Source organism: Deinococcus sp. (assembly GCF_018260555.1).
GTDB lineage: Bacteria > Deinococcota > Deinococci > Deinococcales > Deinococcaceae > Deinococcus.
The window spans coordinates 19306-27139 of the sequence record NZ_JAGLBB010000046.1 but is presented as its reverse complement, the minus strand read 5'-3'; the positions used below and the strand labels follow the sequence as shown (position 1 = coordinate 27139).

Annotated in this window: 9 protein-coding genes and 1 pseudogene; 2 read left to right on the top strand and 8 right to left on the bottom strand. The window is 71.9% G+C overall.

The genetic code is table 11. The features are described 5' to 3' along the window. A pseudogene (locus QZ271_RS10020) lies at positions 1-210 on the bottom strand (globin); the annotation flags it as partial. Between the two features lie 237 nt (positions 211-447). Beyond that, entirely contained in the window at positions 448-1092 is a 645-nt protein-coding gene (locus QZ271_RS10015) for a cytochrome c (protein ID WP_291431032.1), read from the bottom strand. Between the two features lie 91 nt (positions 1093-1183). Between QZ271_RS10015 and QZ271_RS10010 the strand changes: the two genes are divergently transcribed. Next, positions 1184-1933 (top strand): helical backbone metal receptor, encoded by a 750-nt coding sequence (locus QZ271_RS10010; protein ID WP_291431030.1) that lies wholly within the window; start codon positions 1184-1186, stop codon positions 1931-1933. Positions 1934-1953: 20 nt separating this feature from the next. Here QZ271_RS10010 and QZ271_RS10005 read toward each other — a convergent pair whose 3' ends face one another. The 4 genes from QZ271_RS10005 to QZ271_RS09990 all read right to left on the bottom strand — a co-directional run bounded on the left by QZ271_RS10005 (position 1954) and on the right by QZ271_RS09990 (position 4442). Continuing rightward, the gene (locus tag QZ271_RS10005; protein ID WP_291431028.1) at positions 1954-2547 is read right to left on the bottom strand and encodes a TetR/AcrR family transcriptional regulator; all 594 of its coding nucleotides are present in this window, start codon (positions 2545-2547) and stop codon (positions 1954-1956) included. 79 nt (positions 2548-2626) lie between these two features. Continuing rightward, positions 2627-3283 carry an LrgB family protein gene (locus tag QZ271_RS10000; RefSeq protein ID WP_291431026.1) on the bottom strand — a complete coding sequence of 219 codons (657 nt, stop codon included), beginning with the start codon at positions 3281-3283 and terminating at the stop codon, positions 2627-2629. Next, complete coding sequence (locus QZ271_RS09995) at positions 3280-3735, bottom strand: CidA/LrgA family protein (RefSeq protein ID WP_291431024.1); 456 nt, start codon at positions 3733-3735, stop codon at positions 3280-3282. The genes QZ271_RS10000 and QZ271_RS09995 overlap by 4 nt, the downstream gene beginning before the upstream one ends. Positions 3736-3743: 8 nt before the next feature. Further along, positions 3744-4442: a 5'-methylthioadenosine/adenosylhomocysteine nucleosidase gene (locus tag QZ271_RS09990; protein WP_291431022.1), complete on the bottom strand. Its 699-nt coding sequence runs from the start codon at positions 4440-4442 to the stop codon at positions 3744-3746. Between the two features lie 98 nt (positions 4443-4540). On the opposite strand from QZ271_RS09990, the gene QZ271_RS09985 reads away from it, so the two are divergent. Continuing rightward, entirely contained in the window at positions 4541-5746 is a 1206-nt protein-coding gene (locus tag QZ271_RS09985; RefSeq protein WP_291431020.1) for an aminotransferase class I/II-fold pyridoxal phosphate-dependent enzyme, read from the top strand. 157 nt (positions 5747-5903) lie between these two features. On the opposite strand, the gene hisG is transcribed toward QZ271_RS09985, so the two are convergent. Both hisG and QZ271_RS09975 read right to left on the bottom strand, forming a co-directional pair. Further along, complete coding sequence (gene hisG, locus QZ271_RS09980) at positions 5904-6539, bottom strand: ATP phosphoribosyltransferase (protein WP_291431018.1); 636 nt, start codon at positions 6537-6539, stop codon at positions 5904-5906. After that, positions 6536-7723: an ATP phosphoribosyltransferase regulatory subunit gene (locus QZ271_RS09975; RefSeq protein WP_291431017.1), complete on the bottom strand. Its 1188-nt coding sequence runs from the start codon at positions 7721-7723 to the stop codon at positions 6536-6538. The genes hisG and QZ271_RS09975 overlap by 4 nt, the downstream gene beginning before the upstream one ends. Positions 7724-7834 lie beyond the last annotated feature (111 nt).

Below are 7834 nucleotides of genomic sequence, written 5' to 3'. Positions count from 1 at the left end.
ACCCCGCCGCAGCGCGGCCGTCAGCAGCGTCAGTGTCTCCCAGCGCTGCGGGTACGCCCGCACGTCCGCGACCGGCAACCCGTCGTGCGGGAGCAGCAGCCCCGCCGCGCCCACCAGCCGCTCGGGGCAGGCTGCCTGCACCGACCAGCCGCTCAGCGCAGGCCCGAGCCGCTCGGGCAGGGGAGAGGAAGACAGCAGCCGACCCGTCATGCGCCCCAGCATACCCAAAGCCCCCGGCGGCAGGAGGCCCAGCCCTGGGTCGCCCGACATGCGAAACGGACCTCCGCCGCTCCTGCGTGAAGGTCCGCTGCGCGCCTAGGTTTAAGTACACTGCGTTTATCTTGTAGATAAACCGCGCGGAGCGCGTAGCAGAAGAAAGTACGTTGGAGAGGGAATGGAGAGATTCCGGTGCTTTCCCGGAATCTCGCAATGTCAGCTTCAACGTACTTAGTTCAGGGTCTTGATAAACGCCTGTAGGTTCGCGATGTCCGAATCGGTCAGCTGCTTCTCGTCGAAGCGCGGCATAACGGCGCCCAGTTCACGCTCCGGGGTCTTGCCTTCGCGCAGGGTGGTCGTGAACTGCGCCAGCGTCCAGCCGTTGGGACCGTCGGCCGTCACGAGGCTCGGGCCGATCTGCCCCTCACCGTTGGCGCCGTGGCAGCCGGCGCAGCTGACCGCGTAGGTTTTCCCACCGGCCGTGGCGTCGCCCTGCGGCTCGGCGGCGGCGGCCGTCTCGGCGGGCTCCTGACCGGTCGCGCCCTGCGTGCTGGGCGTCGAGTCGGCCTGCGTGCCCTCCGTGCTGGCTGAGGGGGTCTCCGGGGTGCTCAGTGCGCCGCCCGCGGCCACCGCGCCGTTCTCGCCGCCCTGCGTGCCGCCCTCGTTCGCGGCGACCGCGTCGCCCTGCGCCCCGGCGGAACCGGCCGCGCCTGTGGCCGAGCTGGTCGCGCTGGGTGCCTCTTCACTGGGGACCGCCGCGCCTTTCGAGTGCGACTCCTCATGGTGAGGCCTGGTGGCGGTGGTGTACGCGGCGAACGAGCCGCCCAGCGTCAGGGCCAGCAGCAGCGTCATGGAGACGGCGAACGTGTTCTTCATACCGCTGAGCTTACCATACGGTCAGGGGGCGTTTGACCGCCCAGCACGCACCCCGCGCGCCCAGCGGCAGGCCACGCATTACACTGCCCTCATGCCCCCCCTGCGCCTTGCCAGCCTGACGTGCAGCAACACCGACATCCTGCACGCCCTGGGCGTGACCCGGCAACTGGTCGCCGTGGACAGCCACAGCGACGGCCCCGGCCTGGAGCACGCCGCGCGCCTCGGCCCGGACCTGAACATCGATGTGGACGCCCTGATCGCCGCCCGGCCGGACCTGGTCCTGGCGAGCCTCAGCGTGCCTGGCATGGAGCACGTGGTAGACGCCGTGCAGGCGGCCGGGTTGCCCACCCTGATCCTCGACCCCATCAGCGTGCCCGGCGTCCTGCACGACATCCGGGTGGTCGGGGCGGCCACCGGCATGCCCGAGCGCGCCCAGGGGGTCGCCGACGCTCTGGAACGCGACCTGAGCGCCCTGCACCGCGCCTACGAGCGCCCGCCACGGGTGCTGGTCGAGTGGTGGCCCCGGCCCATCATTGCCGCCACCCGCGATTCCTGGGTCACGGACCTACTGGACGGCCTGGGCGCCGTGAACGCCCTGGCCGACCGCGCGGGCCGCAGCACGCCTTTGACCCTGGATGAGGTGCGCGCCGCCCGCCCGGATCTGATCGTGTGCTCCTGGTGCGGCGCAAAGAAACTCCGCCCGGACGTGATCGAGGCGCGCGGCCTGGGCGTGCCTGTCGTCGCCATTCACGAGAGTGGCCTGGGCCGCCCCGGTCCCCGCCTGCTCGAAGGGGCGCGGCAACTCCGGGCGGCGCTGGACGCCCTGCCCGGTCACCCCTGACCCCAACCCCCCCCGTCTCTCTACCCCCCCGCCTCCCACCCCAGTACCGCCCGCAGGCCGCTCAGGCAGTCCTCGCGGTACGCGCCCAGGTTCGGTTCGGGGTCCGCCAGAAAACGCACGCTGAGGCCCTCGACGAGCGCCCGCAGCAGCCGCGCCCGCCCGGCGGCGCCCGACTCGCCGGCCAGCCGCGCCAGTTCCAGATCCACTGCCAGCGAATCCGCCAGGAACGCCCGCTGCACCGACATGAGGGCCGGGTCGCGCGTGGCCGCCGCCAGGAAATCCAGGGACACGGTGTGGAACCTCCGGGTGTTCTCCAGACCGTAAAACTGGTTGTCCACGTACGCGCGCAGCTTCCCGTCCGGGGACCCGGCCTGCCGCACCGCGCGCCGCGTCGCCACCGCAATCGTCCGCGAGAAGCGCCGCATGACCGCCGCCAGCAGCCCCGCCCGGCTGCCGAAGTGATACACCAGCGTGCCCCGGCTCACGCCCGCGTGCGCCGCGATGTCCGCCAGCGTCACACCCGCGTACCCCCGCTCGTAGATCGCCAGGTAAGCGGCTTTCTCCAGCGCCGCGCGCCGCGCCCGGTCCTGAATGGGGTTTACTGTGCGCGCCATGCCGCCCAGCATCCCGGCTGCGCGGCCCGAGGTCAAGGGAGGCGGGGCCCGGTTTCCACGACCGACCTTCCGCGCCCCTTCACGCCAGCAGCGCGACCAGCAGCGTGACGCTCAGCGCAGCCAGTCCCATGCCGATGGAACTCGCGGCCCCCGTGAGCTCGCCTTCCTCGCGGGCGCGGGCGGTGCCGACACCGTGCGCGACGGCCCCGATGGCGATGCCACGCGCCAGCGGATGCGTGACCCCCAGGGCGCTCAGGGCGGGCGGCAGGATCAGCGCGCCGATCAATCCGGACAGGACGGCCAGGGTGGCGGCCAGGGCGGGCGGCGCGTGCGTGAACGGCGCGAGTTGCAGCGCGACGGGGCTGGTGGCGGGCGCGGTCAACAGGGCGCGCGCGGCCTCGGGGCTCACGCGCAGCACCTGGGCCAGTCCGGCGTCGGCGGCCACGGCGATCACTGTGCCGCTCAGGCCGCCCAGCAGCAGGGCGCGCCACTGCCGGGCCAGCAGGGCGCGCAGGCGGTACAGCGGCACGGCCAGCGCCACGACCGCCGGGGCGAGCAGGGTGGTCAGGGGCTGCACGTCCCGCAGGTACGTGCCGTAGGACGCGCGCGTGAGCAGCAGCAGCGCGGCGACGATCAACGTGCCGATCAGGGTGGGGTTCGCCAGCGGGGAGCGCACCCGCAGTTGCGCCAGCACGCCGCCCGCGAAGGCCAGGAGCGTGACGGTCAGCCAGATCACGGCCGCCCCTCCGGGTGATCCGGGCTGCCTTCCGGCCGCAGCAGGCGCGAGGCGAGCAGTCCGGCCGCCCCGGCGCCCAGCAGCAGCCCGGCTGTCATGATCAGCAGCCACACGCCCCACGCGGCCCCGGCCCCCAGGAATTGCAGGAACCCCACGGTGGTCGGCACGAACAGCAGGCCCAGAATGCCCAGCAGGCCGTCGGCAGCGTCCCCGATCCAGTGCAGGCGCACCAGTCCGGTCCCCAGCGCCGCCCACAGCAGCGCCATGCCCACCACGGATCCCGGCAGCGGCAGGTGCAGCGCGCCCACCAGCGCCTGCCCCAGCGCTGCGAAGGCCATCAGGACGCCCAGGCCCAGCAGGAAGCGGGCCGGGGCGTTCAGGCGGGCGGTCAGGGACGCGGGGGCCGGGGAGGTAGGCGACGGGGGTGGGGGCGAGGGGAGTGGCGGGGTCACCGGCCCGTTCAGACGGCGGGCGCGTTCAGGCGGGCGAGCATGCCGCGCACGACCTGCTTGGCGTGACGCGCGACCAGCGGCATGAACTCGCGGTAATCCACCGTCGCGTCGTGGTCGGCGGTGTCGCTGACCGAGCGGATCACCACGAACGGCACGCCCGCCTTGGCGCACACCTGAGCGACGGCCGCGCCCTCCATCTCGGCGCAGGCCGCGCCGAAGCGGGTCCAGAGGCGCTGCACGCCCTCGCGCGACGCGATGAACTGATCCCCGCTTGCCACGCGGCCGTCCAGGACGCGCACGCCCTCGACGTCCCGCGCCGCTTCCAGGGCCACGGCGCGCAGCGTGTCATCGGCGGGCCACGCGGGCAACTCGCCCGGCACCGTCCCCACCTCGTAGCCCAGCGGGGTCACGTCCACGTCGTGCTGCACGCAGTCCGTGCTGACCACGATGTCACCGACCCGCAGTTCCGGGTGCACGCCGCCCGCCACGCCCGTGAAGATCACGCGGGTCGCGCCCTGCGTCAGCAGGTACGTGGTCGTCATGGCGGCGTTCACCTTCCCGATACCGCCGCGCGTCAGCAGGACCGGCACGCCGTCCAGCGCGCCCCGGTGCACAGTCATGCCAGGGAACGTCAGGTCCTCGCGGTCCCGCAGGTCCGCCAGTAACAACTCGATCTCTTCATCCATCGCGCCCATGATTGCCAGCATTCCTCAGAGTGTACGCCGCGTGCCGGGGTGTACGCCGCGGGCCGGGCATGAACGCCGCCCGGCGCAAACTCACGCCCGGCCCGCGTATGCTCGGGCACATGACCGACGCTGGATCCAGGCCCGCCGACACGCTGCACACCGCTGACCGCGACACGCTGGACACCGCCGCCCTGCGACACCCGGACTCCCTGAAATGGACGGCCTTCGACCCGGACGTGATTCCCATGTGGGTCGCAGACATGGACTTCGGGATCGCGCCGCCCATCATGGACGCCCTGCGCGCCCGCCTGGACCGCAGCCTGGGCTACCCGCAACTCATGGGCGATCCCATCCTGCAAGCGCAGCTGAGCCAGTCCCTGGCCCGCTACGGCCTGAGCGGTCTGGGCGCAGAGCACATGACCTTCCTGCCCGGCGTGGTGCCCGGCATCTACGCCGCCGTGCACGCCCTGAGCACTCCCGGCGAGCCCGTGGTCACCATGACGCCCGTGTACCACCCCTTCCACCTGGCGATCACCGATCAGGACCGCCGCGTGTCCGGCGTGCCCCTGCGGGACGGCGACAGCGGATACGAGATCAACTGGTCCGCCCTGGACGCCGCCTCACGCGGGTCGCGCCTGCTGCTGCTGTGCCACCCGCACAACCCCACGGGGCGCGTGTGGAACGCGCAGGAACTGGGGAAACTGCGCGACCTGGTGCTGGCCCGCGACCTGTTCGTCATGAGCGACGAACTGCACGCCGACCTGCGCTACGGCGAAGCCTTCGAGAGTTTCGCCGCCGACCCGCGCGTGCAGAGCCGCACCATCACCCTGACTGGTCCCTGCAAGGCCTTCAACACCGCCGGGCTGGGCATCGGCGTGATGGTCAGCCACAACGCCGCGCTCCTGTCCCGCGTCCGCCGGGCCGCCGGGGGCCTGATGGGCCACGAGAGCGCCCTGAGCATCACCATGTGGCAGGCCGCGCTGCGTGACGGCGGCCCCTGGCTGGCCGACACCGTGGCGTACCTGCGCGGCAACCGCGACTTCCTGAGCGACTACCTGCGCCAGCACCTGCCGTGGGTGAAATTCCACGAGGCGCAGGCCACGTACCTCGCGTGGCTGGACCTGCGCGCCCACCCGCGCGCCGCCGACATCCAGGCATTCCTGTTACAGGAGGCCAGGGTCGCCGTGCACGACGGCCCCGTCTTCGCGCACGACAGTCACAAGTCCCAGTACCAGGGCTTTATCCGCCTGAATTTCGCCACCAGCCGCACACTGCTGACCGAGGCCCTGGACCGCATGGCGGCCGCCCTGAACCGCGCGATGTAAGACGGATTCCGCTTGAACGGTGTTCAACGACCGTTCAAGCGGAGCGAGGGGGAGCGAAGCAGGTTCCGTGCCCGGCGTTGGCAACTCAGCGCGTTGGTAGGGTTATGAACCCAACAACCGCAGTCCGTATCACTCCCTGGTGCTTGCGCCCTGCGGCTTAGGGCGCGGTGAGGGCGCGCAGGTTCTCGATCAGGGGGCGCAGGCGCGCGGCGCGGACTTTCAGGGCGGCGCGGTTCACGATCAGGCGCGCTGTCGAGTGGAACAGCACCTCGATTTCCTGAAGGTTGTTGGCGCTCAGGGTGCCGCCGGTCTGCACCAGGTCCACGACGGCGTCGGCCAGTCCGGTCAGGCAGGCGAGTTCGATGTTCCCGCTGAGTTTCACGGTCTCGGCCGTGATGCACCGCGAGTGCAGGTACGCGCGGGCCGCGCGGGGGTACTTGGTGCCTACACGGGTGATCTCGCCGGTCGCGCCGACCTCGCGGATCAGGGACAGGCGGCACGCGGCAAAGCGCAGGTCTACCGGCTCGTACACGGTGCGGCCCGACTCGGTCAGTACGTCCTTGCCCACGATTCCGGCGTCGGCCACGCCCAGGTCCACGTAGGTCGGTACGTCCTGGTTGCGCAGTTCGAGGATGGTCACGCCCGGGAACTCGTGGCGCAGCGCGCGGGATTTTTCCGGCATGCTGAGCGGCAGGCCCGCCTGTGAAAGCAGCGCGATGGCGTCCTCCAGGATGCGGCCCTTGGGCAGCGCCAGCGTCAGGTGGTCGGGACTGCGCACGGGAGCCGGGGTCATGGCGTCACCTGCGCGCTGTTCAGGTCGGTGAAGCTCGGGCCAGAGGGCGAATCACTTACCCAACGGCGAATGCCCCGCGCCGCGCTGAAGGCCCGCAGCTGGGCCGCGTCGTCCGTCCAGGCGAGTTCCGCGTGCAATCCCTGTGCCCGCGCCGCCCGCGCCGAGGCGAGATCCAGGGCCAGCACCACCTCCGGTTCGGGCGGCAGGACCGGTGCGAGCGCCTGCATCAGCCGCTCCAGCCCCACCGCGAAGCCCGCGCCGGGCAGTCCGCCGTGCAGGTCGTAGCGGCCGCCGCCCAGCACCGGCTGGTTCAGGCCCGCCGAGTACGCCCGGAAGGTCAGGCCCGTGTAGTACCCGTAGCGGCGGCTGACGCCCAGGTCGAACAGCAGCGGCCCGCCGTACAGCGCCGCCACCCGCCGCATGTGCGCCACCGCCTCCTGCGCCCGCAGGCCCGGCGCGAGCGCCTGCGCGGCGTCTAGCACCTCTGGGCCGCCGTACAGGTCCGTGACGGCGTGCAGCGTGCCACGCACCGTGTCGCTCAGGCCATGCTGCGCGGCCAGCAGATCCACGTCCGGGCCGCTCTTGCGGTCAATGGCGTCGTGCACGGCGGCGCGCGCCTCGCCGCTCAGGCCCGCGTCCTCCAGCACGGCGTCCACGAAACCCGGGTATCCGACTTCCAGTTGCGCCTGCACGCCCGCCGTTTCCAGCGCCGCCGCCGCGAGGTGCAGCAGTTCCGCGTCGGACTGCGCGGTCTGCACGCCGATCAGTTCCACGCCCATCTGGTTGAATTCACGCAGGCGGCCCAGTTCGCTGGTCATGGCGCGCAGCCACAGCCGCCCCCCGTACTGAAGGCGCAGCGGGAACGGCCCCTGAGGGAACCGCGAGCGCACCAGCCGGCCAACCGCCGTCGTGAACTCGCTGCGCAGCGACAGCACCTCCCCGCCCGAATCGATCAGTTTGAAGGCCAGTGCGTCCTGCGGATGGTCCGCGCTGGCGAACTCCAGCGCCGGGACCTCTACCCCCCGGTACCCCCACGCGCTGAAGCACGTCCTCAGGCGCGCGCGCAGGGCCTCGCGCTGCGACCACTCGGGCGGCAGCACGTCGCGCGTGCCTTCAGGAATGAACCCGGCACGGGCGGACGGACGAATAGACGGACGGGCAGCGGACGAACTCACGCCCGGCATTCTAGACGCCCCCTGGCAGCGCCCGGTCATGCCCGCTCACGGTCCAGGGGCAGCAACCGGTCCGCGGGAGGGAGGCTGCAATAGCCAAGACCATACAGGCGTCCCTCTGGA

Bases quoted from the DNA above. Each gene is read 5' to 3' on its own strand.
- hisG (WP_291431018.1), bottom strand. From the start codon at position 6,539: ATGACCCCGGCTCCCGTGCGCAGTCCCGACCACCTGACGCTGGCGCTG.
- QZ271_RS09985 (WP_291431020.1), top strand. From the start codon at position 4,541: ATGACCGACGCTGGATCCAGGCCCGCCGACACGCTGCACACCGCTGAC.
- QZ271_RS10010 (WP_291431030.1), top strand. From the start codon at position 1,184: ATGCCCCCCCTGCGCCTTGCCAGCCTGACGTGCAGCAACACCGACATC.
- QZ271_RS09975 (WP_291431017.1), bottom strand. From the start codon at position 7,723: ATGCCGGGCGTGAGTTCGTCCGCTGCCCGTCCGTCTATTCGTCCGTCC.
- QZ271_RS10005 (WP_291431028.1), bottom strand. From the start codon at position 2,547: ATGGCGCGCACAGTAAACCCCATTCAGGACCGGGCGCGGCGCGCGGCG.
- QZ271_RS10015 (WP_291431032.1), bottom strand. From the start codon at position 1,092: ATGAAGAACACGTTCGCCGTCTCCATGACGCTGCTGCTGGCCCTGACG.
- QZ271_RS09990 (WP_291431022.1), bottom strand. From the start codon at position 4,442: ATGCTGGCAATCATGGGCGCGATGGATGAAGAGATCGAGTTGTTACTG.